This is a genomic window from Chryseobacterium sp. UF-81 (assembly GCF_058245105.1).
On record NZ_JBSIBX010000017.1, the window covers coordinates 1 to 20,811 of the forward strand.

Genomic DNA, 20,811 nt, shown 5'->3' on the forward strand with positions numbered 1-20,811 from the left:
GTAACGGTAGCACTCCGGTTTTTGGTACCGTCAGTCGGGGTTCGAATCCCTGTGGGTCTACAAACCATCCTTTTTAAAGGATGGTTTTTGTTTTTAAAATCATTAACGGTTTACTCCTCACAATAGCTTTGCTATGTAAAATAAAGATACAGAAAAGGACAGATCAAAATCTGTCCTTTTATATTGTAATTATTTGGTCTTAGGCTTATACAGTTTAAACATCAGAAATAAGAAAATCAGCCATACCGGAATTAAAATCACCTGAATTTCCATTCCTGTAATACTCATCAACACCAAAATAGCAACCAGGAACAGAATACAGATGTAATTCGATACCGGATAAAATATGGAAGGAAATAAGGTCTTCACTCCGTCTCTATCTTTCTCTTTCCTGAATTTCAAATGGGTATAGCAGATCATCAGCCAGTTGATAATTAATGTAGAAACCACTAAAGCCATTAAGTATTCGAATGCCTTTTCAGGAACCAGTTTATTGATGATAATACAGATTCCGGCAAAACAGGAAGAGATCAGGATCGCATTGGTAGGAACACTGTTTTTATTCAGTTTCTTTAAAAATTTCGGTGCATTTCCCTGCTGAGCCAGTCCGAAAAGCATTCTGCTGTTACTGTAAACACTGCTGTTGTATACCGACAAAGCAGCCGTCAGAACAATCAGATTAAGGATATTGGCAATTAACACATTGAACTGGATCACCTTTCCGAATATATTAAATTCAAATCCATTTAAATTCTGGAACACCATGACAAAAGGGCTTGTCCCCTCTGTAATTTCTCTCCAAGGACTCAAAGCAAATAAAATAACCAAAGCACCTACATAAAAAATTAAAATCCTGTAAATAACCTGATTGGTTGCTTTAGGAATAGTCTTTTCAGGGTTTTTAGCCTCGGCAGCCGTAATTCCAATGAGTTCCAACCCTCCAAAAGAGAACATGATCATCGCCATAGCTGCAAACAGTCCTGAAAATCCACTTTCCCCTTTATTAAAGAAACCTTTGGGGAAAAATCCGCCGTCATTCCACAGATTGGAAATGCTTGCTTTATCTCCTCCCGTACCGCTTAATAATAAATAAATACCGAAAACAATCATCCCGATGATCGCCACCACTTTAATGATGGAAAACCAGAATTCTGTTTCTCCGTATACTTTTACAGACGCCAGATTTAAGGCAGTAATCATGACAAAAAAGAATAAACTGGAAACCCAGAGTGGAATTTCGGGCCACCAAAAATGAATATAATGACCAATAGCCGTAAGCTCGGCCATACTCACAAGGATATAAAGGATCCAATAATTCCAGCCTGAAGCAAAACCCGGAAAATTTCCCCAGTATTTATAGGCAAAATGACTGAAACTTCCGGAAACCGGTTCCTGAACCACCATTTCACCCAGCTGGCGCATAATGAAAAATGCAATAATTCCTGCTAAAGCATATCCCAGAATAACGGATGGGCCTGCTAAAACTGCTGCCGGGCCGATCCCTAGAAACAGTCCCGTTCCTATGGCTCCCCCGAGGGCAATTAATTGAATATGTCTGTTGGTTAATCCTCTGACAAGAGTCCCATCATTGGACTCTGTTTTCTGTTCGCTGCTCATAAAATCAATTATGCCCTAAATATATAAAACTTTAGAGGAATTCGGGTTCTATGAAGCGCACAGAATATTCAACAAATTCAGTTTTAAATAAATAAAAAAGGGAAAATGGGTATTTCTTATAAATATTCCTCCGGAATTGAAATATTATTCTTTTTCATGTACTCTAAAAGTGACTGGTACCGGTCATCATTACCATCTGTACCACATTTATGTGAAATACTGCAGATGTCTGAAGGTTTAATTTCCAGAATATCGGAAATCTTCGTCAGTATTTCCAGATTGATTTTCACTTTAGAATTTTCGATGTCAGAATAGGCCTTTTGGGAAATGCCCATTTCAAAAGCCATATACTCCTGCGTAAAGTCCTTGCTTCTACGGATTTTCCTGATATTTTGACCACATACTTTCATCGTTCTTGTTTTAGTAGTTTTCGGTATAGTTTAGAAGGATACCTACTAGACTTACACAAAGTTAATAAATACCTTTGGCAAAACATTATACCCATTACATGATATTTATTTTTTCATATAAATCAAAGGTCAATACCATCTGATTTCAGAGGATAAATATTTTCGGTACAACACAATTGGAATTATGGAGACGCAAAAATTCAATTATGACAATAATATTGTCAGAGCATTCTTGTATGCTACTATCGTATTCGGGCTGGTAGGCTTTCTGCTGGGGCTTACAGCTGCACTGATGCTTTTTTACCCTGAATTACCAGAGTTTTTATTCGGTACAGATGATACCACTATCCAGAGCTTAAGAAGCGGAAATATCCAGGGATTGATCAACACGCAGGGTGCTATGGGATTCGGAAGGATCAGAATGCTTCATACCAGTGCCGTTATTTTTGCTTTTGTGTGTAATTCCTTCTTCTGCGGCGCTTATTACAGTATGCAGAGACTTTTAAAAACAAGAATGTACAGCGATACCCTTTCATGGATCCATTTCTGGAGCTGGCAGCTTATGATCATTGCCGTGGTGATCACATTTTTAATGGGAATCAATACTTCCAAAGAATATGCAGAGCACGAATGGCCTATTGACATTCTGATTACCTTCTCCTGGGTTGTTTTCGGAATCAATATGTTCGGAACCATTGCCAAAAGAAGAGTAAGACACCTGTATGTGGCCATCTGGTTCTATATTGCCACATGGATCGCCGTAGCCATGCTGCATATTTTTAATAATCTTGAAGTTCCCTTATCATTCACAAGCTGGAAATCCTATTCCGTATATGCCGGTGTAAAAGATGCTCTTGTACAATGGTGGTACGGCCACAATGCTGTAGCATTCGTACTGACAACTCCGGTATTAGGTCTGATGTACTACTTCATGCCGAAAGCGGCACAGCGTCCTGTATTCTCCTACAAATTATCCATTATTCACTTTTGGTCGCTGATATTCGTATACCTTTGGGCTGGCCCTCACCACCTACAGTATACGGCGCTTCCGGCATGGGCTCAGGCCGTAGGAACCGGGTTCTCTATTATGCTTATCGCACCTTCCTGGGGAGGAATGCTGAACGGTCTTCTTACCTTAAGAGGAGCCTGGGATAAGGTAAGAGAAAACCCGATCCTCAAATTCTTCGTTGTAGCAATTACCTGTTATGGTATGGCTACTTTCGAAGGACCTTTATTGGCTACAAAATCTTTAAATAAAATCGGGCATTACACCGACTGGGTAATCGGGCATGTACATTTGGGCGCACTTGGATGGAATGGTTTCATGGCTTTCGGAGTCGTATATTACCTGATCCCTATCATGTGGAGAACACCGTTGTGGTCTAAAAAACTGGCCAACTGGCACTTCTGGCTGGGAACATTGGGAATTATCTTTTACGCAGTTCCGATGTATATTTCAGGATTTACCCAGGGATTAATGTGGAAACAGTTCAATCCGGACGGTACTTTAATGTATAAAAACTGGCTGGATACGGTTACGGCAATTATTCCTTACTTTAAAATGAGATTCTTAGGAGGTATCTTTTATCTTTCAGGGGCTGTTTTAATGGTGATTAATGTCATCAAAACCGTAAGATCAGGCTCATTCCAGAAAAACGTTCCGGCAGAAGCCCCTGCATTGGCAGACATTGGTACTGCAAGAAAAGAAGGCGAAGGCGTGCATCTTTGGCTGGAAAGAACTCCAAAGCTACTTTCTATCCTGGCTTTCATCACTGTAGCTATCGGTGGACTAATAGAAATTGTTCCAACATTATCTCTTAAACAGAGTGTTCCGACCATAACGGCTGTGAAACCTTACACACCGCTTGAGCTGGAAGGAAGAGATCTGTACGTCCGTGAAGGATGTAACTCCTGCCACTCTCAGATGATCAGACCTTTCCGTGATGAAATTGTAAGGTTTGAAGGTAAAAACGGGCAGTATTCAAAAGCCGGGGAGTTTATTTATGACAGACCTTTCTTATGGGGATCCAAGAGAACCGGTCCGGATCTTCACAGAGAAGGTGGCAGAAACCCGGATTCATGGCACTTCAAACATATGTACAACCCGAGAATAACTTCTGCAGGTTCCATTATGCCGCGTTTCCCATGGCTGATCACTAATAAATTAGACCGTACTCAGATGGTTGATAAGATGAGGTTAATGAAAAACGCTTTCGATGTGCCTTATTCAAAAGCTGAAATAGATTCGGCAAACCAATGGGCAGATAACCAGTCTAAAGCCATTGTACAGAGAATTTATTCTGAAGCCACAGATGTGAAAGACCAGATGGAAAAAGAAAAAACATCAAAAGGTGCATCTTATGTGCCGCTTGAGCAGAGAGAAATTGTAGCGATGATCGCCTACCTGCAAAGATTAGGAACCGATATTAAAACAACACAGATTCAGACAGCAAGTGCTGAATAACCTTAAAATTGTACTGCAATGAAAAAGAGAACCCCAATTTCAATATATATCGCAACAACGATAGGCTTAACGATCATGGCGTTTGAAATGTTCGCCGGAGATTCAGGCTATTTTTCTTCTCCGTTTTTCTGGGCGCTTATTGTGATCGCGGTTATCCTTCTTCTGATCATGAACGCTATCGGAGATCTGGTGGAAAACGAAAGTTTCAGCAGACTGTCGGAAGAGGACAAGAAGGAATATTTAGCAGAAAAAAGCATTCCTTATTATCAGAAAATTTGGAATTCAGCTTTTAAGAAACAGTCTGCCACCGAAGAAAAAGATATTCTTATCGACCATGGTTTTGATGGGATCACAGAGCTTGACAACTCACTTCCAAAATGGTGGATAGGCCTGTTCTGGTTCGGATGTATTTTCTGTGTGGTGTATATGACAGCCTTTGCCTTTACAGAATATGCCCATCCTGAGGCAGAATTAAACAAAGAAACCACTACAATGCTGGCTTCCATAGCAGAATATGAAAAAACCGCACCCCGGATTGATCTCGAAACTGCAAAATACAGCGCAGACCATATCACAGAAGGTCAGGAGCTTTTCAAAACCAATTGTGCAACCTGCCACGGTGACGGCGGAAAAGGAGGCATTGGTCCGAATCTTACGGATACACACTGGATCAATATCAAAGAAAAAAGCCTGTTTAAAAATGTTTTCTGGATGCTTGAAAACGGTTCACCAAATAATCCTACAATGCGGCCTTTTATAAAAGAAGGAACCATCAGCGGAAGGGATGCTGAAAAAATTGCAGCCTATATCTATCACATCAACCAGGAAACCGCTCCTATCACTCCGGCCCAGGGCGGTGCCGCTCCTCAGGGTGAAGAAGTGAAATGGGAAAACGGAAACAATTAATCAGAAAGTTTGAAGCTGGAAGAGGGAAGTTGTTGCGGTACAAAAACAGACCTACGGAACCGTTTTATTATTTTTTTAAACCTACGATAACTTTTAAAAAGAGTGTACAATATTAACTTCCAGCTTCCAGCACTTTAACTTAAGTAAATTAATAATTAATAAAAATTTATTATCTCCATATATCTTTGCCCCCTTTGAAACCTATCTAACATTTGAATTTTTCATTTTTGCTAACCTTTTCAACATTAAAAATGATTATAAAAGGGGGCTTTTAAAGAAAAAATCCAAGCCTTGGTTGTCTTTATCAACTGATTCACTTGACAACTACTAAACTAAATTCCATAATAAGGCAGCCAAGGCAGGATTTTTGTATTGCTAGTAGGATACCACAACAAAGAACTTATAAAATAGTATTCTTATCTTTGTTAGAAACCTAATCGCATTTGAAACTGAAAATTAACAAAAGAAAGCTCTTAAAGCGTATTGCAATAACCTTTATTTCAATATTGGTTTTTCTTACCCTTCTGATATTTAGCTTAAGGCTTCCTGCCGTTCAGAACTTCATCAAAGACAAACTGGTTGTATATCTTGAGAAAAAAATCAAAACCAAAGTAAGTCTGGAAAGGGTTACTATAGGGTTTCCGAACAGCCTTATCATGGAAAACCTTTACCTTAAAGGACAGGATGTGGATACACTTCTTGCCGTAAAAAAGCTGGATGTAGGCTTAAACATGCTGAAGCTTATCAACTCTACTGCCGACATTACTTCAGTAGATCTTGAGGGAGCCCGAGCCAATGTGGTAAGAAAACCGAACGGCACATTCAATTTCGATTATATCATCAATGCATTTGCGACCAACGATAAAGAAGAAAGTCCTTCCAAACCGTTTATTATTTCCCTGGATAAGATCAATTTAAAAGATATCGGGGTAACATTCACTGACCAGCAGTCGAGGAATGACATTCAGCTGTATTTCAAATCATTCGATACAAGAGTTAAAACTTTTGACCTCAATAAAAATACTTATGCCGTTAATGATATCAATCTGGACGGATTGAGATTAAAATTAAAGCAGGATCTTGTAGAAGAGGTTTCTAAAAAAGTAGAGAAAAAGGTAGATTCACTTAATGATAAAAAGCCAATGAATATTGGCCTCAGAGGAATCAGGCTTACCAATTTCAATATTGATTACGGGGATGATAACACCAAAACTTTTGCTAAAGTTCTGTTCAAAGAATTAAGTACGAAAGTCAATACACTTGATCTGGAAAACAATTCCTACAATATTTCCAATGTTTTTCTTTCCGGGGCAGATATTAACGCCAATCTTTATCTGCCAGCGCAAGATGCCAATCCGAAAGATCAAAAAGAGCCTGACGTTTCCAAAGTTTCAGATAAGGATAAAGCGATGAAACTGCTGCTTGGAAAACTTGTGCTGAATGATGTAAAAGCTATTTACAACAATACTGCGATTGCTCCTACCAGACAGGGAATGGATTTCAACCACATGAATTTTTCTAAAATGAACGTGGAGGTAAGGCGATTCAAAATGGAGAACAATACTTTCGCAGGAACAGTGAATTCAGCAGAAATCCAGGAAGGAAGAGGCCTGAATATCCAGAAATTCAATACAGATTTTGTATATGCAGAAAAACAGGCTTACCTGAAAGATCTTTATCTGCAGACTCCCAAAACGCTGATCCGTGATGAGGTAATCTTAAATTATGATTCCCTTGACCAGCTGACTTCCAATCCGGGTGCTGTAAAAATTTCAGCCAACATTAAAGATTCCCAAATAGGCTTCGCTGATATTTTAAATATTGTTCCTACTTTACGAAATACAGTCCCCTTCAACAAGTACCCGAACGCTATCCTGAATGTCAATGCCAATGTACAGGGAATTGTGAATGACCTTCTGATCAAAGATCTTAAAGTGTCCGGACTGGATCAGTTGAGAGTCGCTGCATCAGGAAGAGTCAAGAATGCGATGAAGCCCGAAAATCTGTATTATGATCTTAGGATCGGAGAATTTTCAGCAGAAGCTAAAACAGTATACAATCTGGTTCCGAAGAATACAATTCCTTCCAATATCTCCCTGCCTTCCCATTTCAGCATCAAAGGAAATGCAAAAGGAACGACCAAAGTGGTGAAGACAGACCTGAACCTCTACTCTACCCTTGGAAATGCAGCCATTGTTGCAGATGTGGATATGAGCAGAAAAAACAGGGAACTGTATGATATAAAAGCCAATCTTCAGGCTGTTCAGGTAGGAAAGATTATTAAAAATAAGGATATCGGGCCAATCACCGCACAAATTTCAGCAAAAGGTGAAAGCTTTGATTTTAAAAATGCTAATGCCAATCTGAAAGGTCATGTTGCCTCGGCCGTCTACAAAGGATACCGTTACCAGAATATGGATTTAACGGGTAAAATAAACCGTGGCGTCTACAATATCATTTTAAATTCAAAAGATCCTAATGCCAATCTGAATTTAATAGCTTCCGGAGTCTACAGCGAAAAAAATCCTACGGTAAAAATCAATGGTGAAGTGATTAAGCTTGATGTGAATAAGCTTGGATTCTATGAGAAACCGATGATCATTGCCGGAAAGATCGATGGTGATTTTTCAAGCCTCAATCCTGATGCTTTAAACGGTTACTTAAACCTGAAAGATTTTGTATTCTCAGATACGAAAGAGGTTTACCCGGTTCAGGAAGTGAATCTGAAAGCTTCTTCTACACAGGATTCCACGCAGATTATTTTCAATTCTCAGATTGCTGATGTTTCTTTAAAAGGAAAATATAAGCTGACACAGATTTTTGGTGCTTTAACGCAGACGATGAATCAATATTATCAGTTCCAGAAGCCCGATAAAGGTCAGAAAATTGATCCGGGACAGTTTTTCACATTCAATGCAAAGATTAAAAATGATGACCTGATCAGGAAATTTGTTCCGGATCTGAAAAGCTTTGAAACCATCAATCTAGCCGGAAATTATGATGCAGATTCTCAAAAAATAGAAATTGACGGACAGATTCCGCAATTATTATATGGTGAAAATTCGTTGGAAAATGTTGCTTTAAAAGTAACCAATGAAAATCAGGCGCTACAGTACAGCCTTAATGCAGGTTCTTTAAAAAGTTCCAGCTTTACGCTGAAAAAAATCGCAGTAAACGGGGATGTTGCCAATAATATCATCAATTATAATATTACCACGAAAGATGATAAAGATGCCACACAGTTCCTGATTGCAGGAAATGCAAAATCTTTAAACGATATCACTGAAATTTCTCTGAACCCGAACGGTTTAAAACTAAATTATTCGGACTGGAATGTAGCTGAAAACAATAAAATCCAGATCAGCAGCCAGGGAATTTTAGCAAATAATTTCATCCTGTCCAATGGCGGAAGTGAAATATCGCTTCAGTCTGAAACTGACCGCCCAACCAGCCCTCTAAATGTTTCACTAAAAGATTTTAAAATTGAAACCATTACTGAACTGATCAAAAAAGATACTGTTCTGGCAAGAGGAACAATCAACGGGACAGCACAGCTCCGTGATGTAACGAAAAATATGACCTTCACTTCTGATCTGAATATCACAGATCTGATTGTGTACGGCAGTCCGGTTGGAAACCTGGCGGTAAAAGTAAACAATACTTCACCGAACATTTTAAATGCTGATGTTGCCCTTTCCGGCAATAACAATGATGTGAAAATTCTTGGAGATTACAATACTTCTTCCAGTACATTTGATCTGAATATGGCCATCAACCAACTGCAGATGAAGAGTGTCCAGGGATTTTCAATGAATGCGATAACAAATACGGAAGGCTATCTTTCAGGGAATTTAAAGATCACCGGAAATACAGACAAACCGAATATTTTAGGTAAAGTAAAATTTAATGATGCCGGACTGGAAATTGCCAAAACAGGCAGTGATTTCAGAAAACTGAATGATGATATTGATTTTACAAACCGGGGAATAGAGCTTAATAAGTTTAAAATAAATGATAAGGATGGAAATTCTCTTGTGATCAACGGGCAGATTCTTACCCAGACTTACAGGGATTTTGCATTCAACCTGGATGTGAACGCGAAAGACTTTAAAGTGGTTAATTCGGAAAAATCCAATGACGCGATGATGTACGGGATTCTTGCGATTGATGCCGGACTTCATGTCAGAGGAAATTTAGATCTCCCAAAAGTTGACGGCAGACTGTCGGTTTCTGATGATACCGATTTCACTTTTGTTCTTCCGCAATCCAGCCCATCTCTGCAGGAAAGAGACGGAATTGTAGAATTTATTGACCAGGACCAGGTAGTTTTAAATAAAACCATCAATGCCGATTCCCTGAAAGCACAAAGCCGTTTCAAGGGAATGGATGTGAGTGTGAATATTGAAGTAAGCAAAGAGGCTAAACTGTCTATTGTTATTGATAAAGCTAACGGAGATTTTGTAAAACTTCAGGGTGAAGCGGAACTGACCGGAGGAATAGACCCGTCAGGAAAGACAACTCTTGTGGGAGTGTATGAGGTGGAAAAAGGATCTTATGAGCTTTCTGTAAGTCTTCTGAAACGTAAGTTTGATATCCAGAAAGGAAGCACAATCACATGGACCGGAGAACCTACTGCAGCTATGATGGATATTACGGCCGTCTATAAAACGGAAGCTCCGCCTATAGATCTCGTTGAGCAGCAGGTAAGCGGTGAAGATGCCTCCGTTATGAATCAGTTTAAGCAGAGAATACCTTTCAATACTTTGTTAAAAATGAAAGGTGAGCTTCTGAAGCCGCAAATCACGTTTGATATTACTACGGATGAGAAAAATAATTCTGTTTCCTCAACGGTAACTGATATTGTAGACCAGAAGCTTACTCAGCTCAGAACTCAGGAATCGGAAATGAACAAGCAGGTTTTTGCTCTTTTGCTACTGAACCGCTTCATCGGGGAGAACCCGTTTGAATCCGGCGCAGGAATGTCGGCTGAGATGATGGCCAGACAGAGTGTGAGTAAAATTCTATCCCAACAGCTGAATAATCTGGCTTCAGGCCTGATTAAAGGAGTTGATATTGATCTGGGTCTTGATTCTTCTGAAGATTATTCAAGCGGAACAAAGAATACAAGAACTGACCTGAATGTAGGGGTAAGCAAAAAATTACTGAATGACCGTCTGAAAGTTTCTGTAGGAAGTAATTTTGCCCTGGAAGGTGAAGCCCGCCAAAATGAAAACACAACGAATATTGCAGGAAACGTCACCGTAGACTACAGTCTATCAAAAGACGGAAGATATATGCTTAGGGCTTACCGTAAGGATGAATATCAGGTAGCTCTTCAGGGACAGATTATAGAAACGGGGTTAGGATTTATCATCACTTTAGACTATGATAAATTCCGTGAGATTTTCCAGAAATCTAAGAAGGACAGACGTAAAAAAGAAAACAAAAATAACCAGGTGGTAGAATTTAAATAATGAAAATCAGATTTAATATATATTGGAAATATCTGTTTGTTTCAGGATTTGCGGCTGTTGCTTTCTCATGCAGCAATACAAAATTCCTGAAGGAAGGTCAGATGCTTTACGTAGGAGGGGAAGTGAAAATAGATAATGATACCATTTCCAAGAAGGAGAAAAAAGAGCTTCAGTCTGCATTGGAAGAAAATCTGGTTCCAAAGCCCAATTCAACCATATTAGGGCTCCGCCCGAGATTGTATTTCTATAACATTGCCAAAGAGCCTAAAAAGAACAAAGGCTTCAATTACTGGCTGAAATATAAGGCCGGCGAAAAACCTGTTCTTTTGGGAGATGTCGATCGTGAATTTAACAGAGAAATCATTGAAAACTATTCTGAAAACAAGGGATATTTTAATGCAAAAGCTACCTATGATACGGTTTCCAAAAATAAAAAGGCAAAGGTAATTTATACTTTAAGGCCGGGCTCAAGATACTTCATCAGTAATGTTAAATTCCAGCAGGATTCTTCCCTTATCAATAGAGAAATTCAAAGTTTAACGGATAAAACTCTGCTAAAGCCCGGAAAACCTTTTGACCTGGACGTGATTAAAGATGAAAGGGAACGTATTGATAACGGCTTAAAAGAAAGAGGTTTTTATTATTTCAATCCTGATAATATTATTGTTCAGGCAGACAGTACGGTAAGTAAAAACCACAAGGTTGAGCTTAATGTGAAATTAAAAGACAATACTCCCGATCTGGCAACGAAGCAGTTCAGTATTGACAAGGTCATTGTATTTCCGAATTATAATATACAGGATGTAAAAAGAGGCAAATACAGTGTTCCGATGAATACGGATTCGCTTTCTAAATATGCATACAATGATATTTACGTAATTGATCCTCAGCATAAATTCAAACCGAAGATTTTCGACAGAGCTCTGTATTTTAAGAAAGGAGATCTTTATAACCGTTCCAATCACAATCTTACGCTTAACCGTCTGATCAGTCTGGGAGTTTTCAAATTTGTAAAAAATGAATTTATTGTTTCGGATTCCTTACAACATCAGTTTGATGCATATTATTTACTGACACCGAGACAAATTCAGTCGCTGAGGCTGGAAGCTTTAGGAAGAACCAATTCCGCCAATTATGCAGGAAGTGAATTAAACCTGAACTGGACACACAGAAATTTTTTCAGAGGAGCCGAACAGTTTAAGGCAGCTGTTTACGGAGCTTTTGATTTCCAGATGGGAGGCCAGGAAAATGCAAAAAATCTCTTCCGCGCAGGAACAAATGTTCAGCTTTCGATTCCAAGGATTGTAGCGCCTTTCCGTTTCAATTCTTCAAGTGCTTTTGTTCCGAGAACGAATATTACGTTGGGCTATGAATTTCAGAACCGCACACAATTTTATACGCTTAATAATTTTACGGCTTCATTTGGATATGTATGGAAAGAGAATGCAAGAAAAGAACATGATCTGAAGGTCATTGATATTACCTTAGTTTCTCCTGCCAAAGTAACCGATGAATTCCTTCAGCAGGCAACCACTCCCGCTGCACGAAGAGTGGTTGAAAAGCAGCTTATTTTCGGACCAACTTATTCGTATACGTATACCAATACAATGCTTCCTAAAACGAATACCATCTATTATAAGGGAACATTGGATCTTGCAGGAAATATTACCGGTTTGGTAACGGGAGCCAACGTAAAAAAAGATAAAGAGAAAAAAATATTCGGCGTTCCATTCAGCCAATATGCAAAAATGGAACATGATTTCAGGTTCTATCATAAATTCACTGAAAAAAGTTCATTCGCCAGCAGGTTTATCGGCGGGATAGCTTATCCATATGGAAATTCGGAATTCATTCCTTTCTCCAAACAGTTTTTCGCAGGAGGAAGCAACAGTATCCGTGCTTTCCGTGCAAGAACTTTGGGTCCTGGAAGTTTTGATCCCCGGACGATTGAAAAAGGCACTCTGCTAGATCAGGCCGGAGATATCAAATTAGAATTAAATGCTGAATACAGGGCCAATATTTATAAATTTCTGAATGTTGCTGCTTTTGTTGACGCAGGAAATGTCTGGTTAATCAATGGCGATAAGGACAGGCCCGGAGGCAAATTTTCCAAAGAATTTTTAAATGAAATTGCAGTGGGAGCCGGAGTTGGCCTAAGACTTGATTTTTCTATCCTGATTTTGAGACTTGACCTGGCGATGCCTTTGAGGGTTCCTTATTATGAAAAAGGAGACCGATGGGCATTTGACCGGATTAATTTTGGAGACTCAAGCTGGAGAAAAGATAATTTAGTTTTAAATATAGCCATCGGATATCCTTTCTAATATGATCAATACAATCAAATTTTTCTGGGAGGTACTGAAAGATACCTTCGCTGAATGGAACAATTCTTCCGCATCAAAAGATTCGGCAAGCCTTGCCTATTATGCGATTTTTTCAATCCCGGGATTATTGATCATTATTATCTGGATCGCAGGGAATTTCTTTGGTGAGGAAGCCATCCGCGGAGAGATCAGTAACCAGATCAGCGGATTGATGGGAAAAGACGTTGCTAAAAGCATTGAAGGAATGATCGCGGGAGCACTCATTGACAAGCAGAATATTTTCATGAAAATTGTAGGAATCGGATCTTTAGTTTTTGGTTCCACCACTTTATTTTTTCAGCTGCAGCATACCTTAAATACACTTTGGGATGTGGAAGCTGCTCCTAAAAAGGCTTTGGTTAAATTTCTGTTAGATAGAGCCAACTCATTGGGAATGATCCTGATTTTAGGGTTTTTACTGATGATCACAATGATTTTATCTTCAATGATCAGTCTGTTTAACAACTGGATCACCAATTATTTTGGTCTTGAAACATATATGCTTGTAGAGCTGGTGAATTTTGCCATTGGTTTTGGATTGGTGATGCTCTTGTTTGCGCTTATGTTTAAAGTACTTCCTGATATCAAAATCAGTTGGAAACCCGTATGGAAAGGTGCATTACTGACTACCGTTTTATTTACGCTGGGAAAATTTTTACTGAGTCTGTATTTTGGTAATTTTAAACCTACTTCTACTTTTGGGGCCGCAGGAACCGTGATTTTAATAATGATGTGGATTAATTATTCCTGCATGCTTATCTTTTTCGGAGCCGAGTTTACAAAAGTGTATAACTACAAAAAAGGTTATAAAGTTGTTCTTTCCAAACACGCAAAATGGAGTGCCGCAAAGTTGTACAGGGATAGTAAGAGAGAAAATGAAATGCAGGAAATCTAAGAGTTTCGGGCTGTACAGTTACAAAGATTTGTAGTATTTATCACTAATACATTTTACATAAAAAACCTCCCAAAAAATTTCAGGAGGCTTATTTTTACATTCTATCTACAGTTCCGATACCGAGCAATGCTAATGATTTTTTGATCGTTTTAGCTGTAATGTCTGATAGATTCAAACGGAATTGTTTTAAATTTTCATCTTCCAACTTCAGAATGATGTTACTCTGATAAAATGAATTGTAAGATTTAGCCAAGTCATAAACGTAATTGGCAACCAATGCAGGGCTTAATGCTTCCGCTGCTTTTTCTACAATTGTTCTGTAATTAGCCAGCAGCATAATCAATTCTTTTTCAAACTGGTTTAAGGCAACATCTGAAACTTCTTTATGTTCATAATCCGCTTTTGCCAGCAAAGATTGAGTACGTGCGTAGGTATATTGAATGAACGGACCTGTGTTTCCATTAAATTCAATACTCTCCTTTGGATTAAACAACATTTTTTTCTTAGGATCTACCTTCAGCATGAAATATTTCAGTGCTCCCATCCCAATTATTTCATAAGATATTGCTTTAGCCTCTTCAGAAAATCCTTCAAGCTTACCTATTTCTTCCGTTTTTAATCGGGCAGTTTCGTGCATTTCTGCCATCAGATCATCTGCATCTACTACCGTTCCTTCACGGGATTTCATTTTACCTTCAGGAAGCTCGACCATTCCATAAGAAAGATGGAACAATTGATCTGCCCAGGAATACCCAAGCTTTTTCATGATCTTAAATAAAACCTGGAAATGATAATCCTGTTCGTTTCCTACTGTATAGATCAGCTTTTGGATGTTATTTTCCTTAAAACGCTGAACAGCTGTTCCTAAATCCTGAGTCATATAAACCGATGTTCCGTCTGAACGAAGCAGAAGCTTCTGATCGAGACCTTCATCGGTAAGATCGCACCATACGGAGCCATCTTCTTTCTGATAAAGAATACCTTTGTCCAATCCTTCCTGGATAAGATCTTTTCCTAAAATATAGGTATTGCTTTCATACTGAACCTGGTCAAAATCTACTCCTAGTCGTTGATACGTCTCATTGAATCCTTTATAAACCCAGGAATTCATTTCGTTCCAGAGATCTCTTACCTGCTGATCTCCGTTTTCCCAATCTACAAGCATTTTCTGAGCTTCTTTGATCAAAGGAGCCTCTTTTTTAGCCTGTTCTTCTTCTACTCCCTGGCCTACAAGTTCGGCAACTTCTTTTTTATAGTTCTTATCGAATTCTACATAATAGTTTCCAACAAATTTATCTCCTTTTGTATTCGTCGTTTCAGGAGTTTCTCCATGCCCGAACTTCTCCCAGGCCAACATTGATTTACAGATATGAATTCCTCTGTCATTAATGATTTGCGATTTAATCACCTCATAACCTGCCTCTTTTAAAATTTGAGCGACAGAAAAACCTAAGAGATTGTTTCTCACATGCCCCAGGTGAAGTGGCTTATTGGTATTTGGAGAAGAATACTCCACCATCACCGTTGAATTTTTCTTTTCTATGGTATCAAAATCATTGCCCACAGATCTGAAATTATCTACAAAAAGCTGGTTCTGTACCTTAACGTTAAGGAAGCCTTTCACCACATTAAAACTTTCAAACAAATCAGACTGTTCTGTCAAGGCTTCACCCAGCTCAACGCCAATTCTTTCCGGATTTTTCTTCAACTGTTTCACCAATGGAAAGGTAACAATGGTAAAGTCGCCTTCAAATTCCGTTTTATTTTCCTGAACCTCCAGATTAATGTCTTTTAACTGATATACATTTAAAATAACTTCTGCAAGTTTCTTTTCTATACTATCTTTAATATTCATGTGTATGTATTACTTTTTTAAGGGCCACATGGACTAGCCTTATTTCATCTCAAATTTTGAGATACAAATATACGGAAATAAAAAAACCGCCCGAAGGCGGTTTTGATATGAATGTTAAATATACTAAGGGGATTAAAATTTATCCCAGAAAAGTTTTGTTGTTGCTTTGTCTCCACCAATTTTACTGGCAGCTGCGTTAACGTTAGCCCCGTTTAACACATACTCCTGATCAGAATATGGCATTCTGTAAGGTACAGATGATAAATTAGACTTTGGAGGATTAACAAGTGTTGGACTATCCAAACGTCTTGTAAAATTCCAGCTGGCAAATCCTTTGTTAAACATTGCAATCCAAGCTTGTGTACCGATAGATTGTTTCCAGTTTGCCACATTAAATGGATTAGCAGCTAAATACGTTACTGTATTGGCCGTACTTACTCCATTTTCTCTCATAGATTCTGTTACAGCAGCAATATAAAGATCTGCGGCAGTACCTCCGGCTGAATATCCTCTTGCTGCAGCTTCAGTTTTTAAGAAGGCTACTTCCGCATAACTCAATAAATTTGATGCAGTCGTTGCAGATCTGAAATAAGGACTTAATTGAGAGAAATTAGTATAAGGATCATTTAATTCTCCGAAAACTCCTCCTTTATAAACTCCTCCAACTTTTGTAAACCATACATCCATTCTTGGATCGGAAAGAGCTTTCATAGTGTTAATAGTTAATTCACTAGGTACAAAATCATTTCTATTGGAAGCCACTAAGTTATCAAATACAGGATTTGAAAATGTATTTCCATCATACTTAAATTTATAGGCTTCATCATCAGAAGAGATAACACCTGCTGCAATTGCTGACTCAACAGTTGTCTTTGATAATGCTGGATCAACATCTGCCAAATTCATTCCTAATCTTAATTTAATAGAGTTAGCAAACTTCTTCCATTTCGTCATATTACCACCGTATACCAGATCAGCATAACCGGTAGCTGCAGGCTTTATAGTAGCAGTAGCAGCATCAATTCTTTTGATTAAGTCAAGATAAATAGTTTTGGCATCATCATATTTAGGGGTTAAAATCTCATCAGGTTTGAAAGCTTCAGAATAAGGAACATCTCCAAATGTATCAACAATATTCTCCCAGATAAAAATTTCTTCAATTTCTAAGGTAGCTAATTTATTGGCACGGATATCATCTGTCTCTACTTCATTAACCAGATTCATTTTTGCCTGTTTCAGGTTATTAATACTGTAAACATACATTCTGTTAAAATGATTACGAGGCTGGTTACGGGTTACCAGATTATATTGAGTTTCATCCGGATATTGAGTTTCCGCCCATTGTTGTGTAAAAAATCTGTAATTATTAAAATTCACACTTGGGTTATCCATATAATAAGACGCCTGATACATAGCTGTCGCTAATAAGTTTTCAGATGGAAGAATTGACGGATGTTTAGGATCATCATTAAGAGAAGTTAAATCACTTTGACATGAACTTAAAGCCAAGCCAATACATGCAGACACTAAACTTATTTTTATAATATTTCTCATTTTTAAAGTAATTTAGAATTTAAATGTAACATTGATACCCAGATCTCTTGTTGTTGGCATAGAACCAATAGACCAGCCGTAAGAGTTAAGGCCTCCACCTACCATAGCTTCGGGATCCGCATATGGTAAATTTTTATGAATAATCCATAAATTTCTACCTACAATTGAAAATTTTACATCATAAATTTTAGTTCCCTCCAATAAGGATTTAGGAAGTGTATAACCGATACTTGCTTCTCTTAACTTAATGAATGAACCATCATAAACAAACTCTCTTGAAGGCTGTGTTTTATATCCCATAGCACCATTATTATCCACCGGTGATAATTGAATATTATTTGGGGTACCATCAGGAAGGACACCAGGTAAAACAATAGGTTTATCTCTATAATCTCCTTCAGCTGTTTCTTTATAAAGACCTGTTGATAATCCATAATACATATCGGTTGAGAATACATCGCCTCCTTTACGCATATCAATTAAGAAGCTTAAAGAGAATCCTTTATAACTGAAGCTATTACGGATACCACCAATCCAATCTGGTGTTGTATTACCAATCACCTGATTAGGATTCGGCAAATATTTTCCTGTCTTGGGGTCAATGACTTTTTGTCCGTTCACATAGGTATAATCGGATCCTATTAATGTACCCCAGGCTTCACCTACTCTCGCATTTAAAGAAACTCCTCCTTGGAAACTGTTCAATAAGTAATTGTTAATCCCCGGATACAACTCTACGACCTTATTCTGGTTTTTAGACCAGTTGGCATCAATATTCCAAGTAAAGTCTTTTGTCTTGATTGGTACCAACCCTAGCTGTACTTCAACCCCACTGTTATCAATTCTACCTGCATTAAATATTTTACCTGTATATCCAATAGCAGCTGATGTAGGCAGTGGTGCCAGAATCTGAGGTGTAGTTTTAGTTTTATAATATGCAAAATCAACCGTAATTCTGTCTCTTAAGAAATGAGCTTCCGTTCCTATTTCAAATTCTTTAGCTCTTTGAGGCATTAAATTAAAAAAGGGTTGATTTAAAATGGAGTTATAAATTCCTACCCCACTTAAAATCCCTGCAGATCTATAATTATTAACTAACAGGTATGGACTTGCAGTTCCTCCCACCTCTGCATAATTTGCTCTTATTTTCCAGAAATTCATCCATTTTTTGGTATTTAGTATTTCTGACATAATTAATGCCCCTGTTATAGAGGGATAGTTATATACATTATTACCATCTCGTAATGTTGATGACTGATCCACTCTCCAAGTTGCATCTAAATAGAATTTCTTATAGAAATCAAATGAAGCAGTTGCATATCCTGAGTTAGTTTGTGTAGTATATTCGGTTTCATCTGATGCTAAAGGTGCTTTTTTTGAATTAGATAAAGCATAAATTCCTGGAACTACCAATCCTCCTTCGGTTGAAGCATATACAGAATTATTATAATTTCTACGTATATTTCCTCCAATAACTCCAGAAAGGTTAATATTATCCGTTATATCAAATTTATAATTCACCATTAAATCATAGTTAGTCTCCGTCTGTAATATATCACGTCTACCATACCCTGAACCAATTGAATTATTTGATTGACCGAAAGCTTGAGGCAGAGACCCCACAGCTAATCTTGTTTCAGCCATAAGGTTAGATCTGTCATAAGAAACTTTTCCAGTAACAGAGATGTTATTCAACAGATCATATGTTATCTGTCCATATGTAAAATTTCTATATCTCTTATCTGAGGAATAATTTTGATAGGCCTGGAAATATGGGTTATTCCAGTATGCTGGCGCTCCATTTGTCGCAGACTTTCTGCTCCAGGTAACATTACCATAATTATTGGATGCATTGGCAACCTGTGGATCTACATTCGCAAAATATAAGTTTTGAAGATCTTTAACATCTACATTGGTTTGCCACCATTGTCTGAAACCTGTTGCTATGTTATTTGAATATCCTGTAATACTTCTTCCTTTAGTATCTTGCAAAGTCATCGTAGAATAAAAAGAAGAATGTAATTTAGGAGTCAGATCATAATTAATCTTTAAAGAGAAATTATTCTTATTAAGATGAGAATTAGGCATTAATCCATCAGACATCATATTTTCATAAGTAAAACTGATGTTTTTCCCTTTTTGCCCTTTTTCTAATGTTACACTATTAATATATGAGGTCGGATTTTCGAAAAACTTAATTGGCCCATTTTTTGCCGCTACCCACGGTGTTGCTTTTTGGTAGTTAGGAGATAAAGGATTAAAAGAATCCCATTGGTACACCATTAAATTGGGATCAAATTTTGGGCCCCATGATGCATCTGCTGAAAAGTTAGCATAATTTAAACCATCACCGGCCTTTGATCCGAATACTTGAGAATATCCTGCACCATATTTTGTCTGATATTCCGGGAAGGTAGATTTATCAATAAATCCTACCTGAGTAGCGGAAGAGAATGTCACTCCCCAAGAGCCGTCATCCTTTCCTTTTCCATTTTTGGTAGTGATTACAATAACTCCATTTAATCCTCTTTCCCCATATAATGCAGATGCTGCAGCTCCTTTTAGTACGTTGATAGATTCAATATCTTCCTGGTTGATATCAGAAAGCGCATTTCCATAATCGATTGAATTCTCTCGAGTAGTGCCATTGTTAACAGGCGATCCATCAATAACAATAAGTGGGTTACCTCCTCCCAATGATTTTACTCCCCTGATAACCAAATTGGAAGATCCTCCAAAGTTGTTATTTGTAGTAACGTTAAGACCCGCTACTTTACCAGATAATTGCGCCGCAATATTCCCCGTATTTGTGGTACCATCAGAGAGAGCGCTTGCTTTAATTTCCTGGGAAGCATAACCAAGAGATTTCTTTTCTCTTTTGATCCCAAGTGCAGTTACCACCACCCCTTCAATTTCTTTTGCTTTAATGGTATCGTTCTTTTCTTGTGCCTGAGCAATAGCAAAAGATGAACTCAATACTAAAACAAGCAGAGTTGTTGTTAGTTTCTTCATATCCAATTTTAATTTTAAGACTGTACAAATTTGTAAAACTTTATTAAAAGCACAAAGTAAAATCATAAAAAAATTATAAAATATTTATTAAATTTAAGAATTAATAACAATAATTCATTAAATTATGTTAAAAACAATATAATTAACAAAAACTAAACATTTAACCCTTATTATATTTCAGAAAAACCCAACTGATTTTAATTGATATTTTCTATATAGAATATTTCTAAATACACAATAAGTCACTGATTATAAAATAAT

General features: G+C 37.7%; 10 protein-coding genes. 5 read left to right on the plus strand and 5 right to left on the minus strand.

Translation table 11 applies throughout. From position 1 onward, the window contains the following. Positions 1–189: 189 nt before the first annotated feature. Together AC4IFE_RS19115 and AC4IFE_RS19120 are read right to left on the minus strand one after the other, a co-directional pair. Positions 190–1,617, minus strand: a complete 1,428-nt coding sequence (locus AC4IFE_RS19115) for an amino acid permease (protein ID WP_490758713.1) — start codon at positions 1,615–1,617, stop codon at positions 190–192. A gap of 116 nt (positions 1,618–1,733) precedes the next feature. After that, positions 1,734–2,027, minus strand: coding sequence for a helix-turn-helix domain-containing protein (locus tag AC4IFE_RS19120; protein ID WP_111955217.1), 294 nt, complete (start codon positions 2,025–2,027; stop codon positions 1,734–1,736). A gap of 184 nt (positions 2,028–2,211) precedes the next feature. On the opposite strand from AC4IFE_RS19120, the gene ccoN reads away from it, so the two are divergent. The 5 genes from ccoN (at position 2,212) to AC4IFE_RS19145 (ending at position 14,129) form a co-directional block, all read left to right on the plus strand. Next, on the plus strand, positions 2,212–4,491 hold the full coding sequence (gene ccoN / locus AC4IFE_RS19125) for a cytochrome-c oxidase, cbb3-type subunit I (RefSeq protein ID WP_490758714.1): 2,280 nt from the start codon (positions 2,212–2,214) through the stop codon (positions 4,489–4,491). Positions 4,492–4,509: 18 nt separating this feature from the next. Further along, positions 4,510–5,397, plus strand: a complete 888-nt coding sequence (locus tag AC4IFE_RS19130) for a cbb3-type cytochrome c oxidase N-terminal domain-containing protein (protein WP_490758715.1) — start codon at positions 4,510–4,512, stop codon at positions 5,395–5,397. Between the two features lie 443 nt (positions 5,398–5,840). After that, positions 5,841–10,871 carry a translocation/assembly module TamB domain-containing protein gene (locus AC4IFE_RS19135; protein ID WP_490758716.1) on the plus strand — a complete coding sequence of 1,677 codons (5,031 nt, stop codon included), beginning with the start codon at positions 5,841–5,843 and terminating at the stop codon, positions 10,869–10,871. Beyond that, positions 10,871–13,195, plus strand: a complete 2,325-nt coding sequence (tamL, locus tag AC4IFE_RS19140; RefSeq protein WP_490758717.1) for a translocation and assembly module lipoprotein TamL — start codon at positions 10,871–10,873, stop codon at positions 13,193–13,195. Before AC4IFE_RS19135 ends, tamL begins: the two co-directional genes overlap by 1 nt. A 1-nt stretch (position 13,196) precedes the next feature. Next, complete coding sequence (locus AC4IFE_RS19145; protein WP_490758718.1) at positions 13,197–14,129, plus strand: YihY/virulence factor BrkB family protein; 933 nt, start codon at positions 13,197–13,199, stop codon at positions 14,127–14,129. 94 nt (positions 14,130–14,223) lie between these two features. Here the strand turns inward: AC4IFE_RS19145 and argS are convergent, their stop codons facing one another. From argS to AC4IFE_RS19160, 3 genes are all read right to left on the minus strand, one after another. Continuing rightward, on the minus strand, positions 14,224–15,984 hold the full coding sequence (gene argS / locus AC4IFE_RS19150) for an arginine--tRNA ligase (protein ID WP_490758719.1): 1,761 nt from the start codon (positions 15,982–15,984) through the stop codon (positions 14,224–14,226). 132 nt (positions 15,985–16,116) lie between these two features. Continuing rightward, entirely contained in the window at positions 16,117–17,538 is a 1,422-nt protein-coding gene (locus AC4IFE_RS19155; protein ID WP_490758720.1) for a SusD/RagB family nutrient-binding outer membrane lipoprotein, read from the minus strand. A 12-nt stretch (positions 17,539–17,550) separates the two neighbouring features. Beyond that, positions 17,551–20,550 (minus strand): SusC/RagA family TonB-linked outer membrane protein, encoded by a 3,000-nt coding sequence (locus AC4IFE_RS19160; protein ID WP_490758721.1) that lies wholly within the window; start codon positions 20,548–20,550, stop codon positions 17,551–17,553. Positions 20,551–20,811: the final 261 nt, after the last annotated feature.

Coding starts and splice junctions, on each gene's coding strand:
- AC4IFE_RS19115 (WP_490758713.1), bottom strand. CDS start 1,617: ATGAGCAGCGAACAGAAAACAGAGTCCAATGATGGGACTCTTGTCAGA.
- AC4IFE_RS19120 (WP_111955217.1), bottom strand. CDS start 2,027: ATGAAAGTATGTGGTCAAAATATCAGGAAAATCCGTAGAAGCAAGGAC.
- ccoN (WP_490758714.1), top strand. CDS start 2,212: ATGGAGACGCAAAAATTCAATTATGACAATAATATTGTCAGAGCATTC.
- AC4IFE_RS19130 (WP_490758715.1), top strand. CDS start 4,510: ATGAAAAAGAGAACCCCAATTTCAATATATATCGCAACAACGATAGGC.
- tamL (WP_490758717.1), top strand. CDS start 10,871: ATGAAAATCAGATTTAATATATATTGGAAATATCTGTTTGTTTCAGGA.
- AC4IFE_RS19145 (WP_490758718.1), top strand. CDS start 13,197: ATGATCAATACAATCAAATTTTTCTGGGAGGTACTGAAAGATACCTTC.
- argS (WP_490758719.1), bottom strand. CDS start 15,984: ATGAATATTAAAGATAGTATAGAAAAGAAACTTGCAGAAGTTATTTTA.
- AC4IFE_RS19155 (WP_490758720.1), bottom strand. CDS start 17,538: ATGAGAAATATTATAAAAATAAGTTTAGTGTCTGCATGTATTGGCTTG.
- AC4IFE_RS19160 (WP_490758721.1), bottom strand. CDS start 20,550: ATGAAGAAACTAACAACAACTCTGCTTGTTTTAGTATTGAGTTCATCT.